This is a genomic window from Moorena sp. SIO4A1 (assembly GCF_010672065.1).
Lineage (GTDB): Bacteria > Cyanobacteriota > Cyanobacteriia > Cyanobacteriales > Coleofasciculaceae > Moorena.
In genome coordinates, this window is sequence record NZ_JAAHHX010000748.1 from 1 (window position 1) to 1,407 (window position 1,407).

The following is a 1,407-nucleotide window of genomic DNA, read 5'->3' on the forward strand; positions in this document are numbered from 1 at the left end:
TTATAAACTATAGCGATTAAGGATGCTTGCACCGAGTGCATCCCGATTTTGCATTAAGCATAAATACTTAAGTTGGGTGTTGACCAATCTGAGGTAAGCTTTAATTGGTTGACCTATGATCAAATGAGTGCTGCGTGCTGGATGCTGACAAACATGCCCAAATCAAAGCCCACGCCCGAGCAATTGCTGCTTTACGTGTGCGTAGAAACCGACCCTGAGCAGGTTCAAACCAAGTCCTGGATAGAAGAAGTAGTTCGTGGTCATATTCTCGAGCATGTCAGTCCAGAGATCGGAAATTTTTTATCCAAACCAGCAGCGGCACCCGTGCCGGACGAAAACGTACCCTCAACAGCATCCTTGGGAAATTGAGTTTGAGCGAGAAACAAGCTCATGTGCTAATGGTCAAGCCCTACACAAGGTGGAGTCCGTATTTGGAGAAGTGCTGTCTTCTGCTGAGTGCCAACGCCTCCTACAACAATAGCGCGCTCAGATATCAAGGTGTTGACTCGAATGTCGGTTTCCCATAGCACTCAGCAACGCCTGGTACATCGGCAAGACTTTGAGTTGCCCGAACTCGAACAGACTGTTGAAGAAATGAGCGTAGATGGCGGCAAAGTTCGGTTACGCACGGCTATTGGTGAGCGAAGCCAGTGGCGTGATTACAAAGCAGTGAATTTGCATGAGCACAGGAATGGTGCATTCTTCTGCGAGAACGTAAATTTGGTCAGTTGGGTCAACCAACAGCCTAAGCGCCACACCACTGATCTGCTTGGGTGATGGTCATGACGGCATCTGGAATATCTTTGCAGAGATTGGAACTACCTCACAACGATGTGAAATTCTAGACTGGTATCACTTAATCGAGAATCTGGGCAAGGTAGGTGGACCCGCAGCAGCGGCTAGATGCAGTTGAAACTTGTTTGTGGTTTGGGGATGTCGATGGCGCGATTGAACAGCTTCCTTGATTGGCAACATGAACCTGTCAAGAACTTTATTATCTACCTCAACAAGCGATGCAGCGCGGTCTTGGGGGTTTACCCCATGAGCGACTGCATCAAGTAGCATCGCCACCGTATTGTTAACTACGGCTAAAACCCAAGCCGAAGGCATTTCCATAGGGTCAGGATCGATGCTCCTTTGGAGCCGCTACGCGAACGAATCGACGGGTTTAGCAGGTTGGTCGGCGCATCAAAATCTCAGGGGCTCAGTGGGACGAAAGCAACGTCCCTCAAGTACTCAAGCATCGGTGCGCTTACCTCAACGGACAATTCTCAATTTGAGTCTTACAAAACATCCCATGCACTCAGTTGGAAGTGTGGGAAGTGTGGGAATTTTTGCCCGAATTTTTACCTAATTGCAAAAGTGAGATGCACCCTGCGCGTAGCGCATATGCTTACCCACCGACTA

1 pseudogene is annotated in these 1,407 nt (G+C 48.7%); it reads left to right on the top strand.

The features are described 5' to 3' along the window. The first annotated feature begins 137 nt into the window (after positions 1-137). A pseudogene (locus F6K53_RS42580) lies at positions 138-1,280 on the top strand (ISKra4 family transposase). The last annotated feature ends 127 nt before the right edge of the window (positions 1,281-1,407 follow it).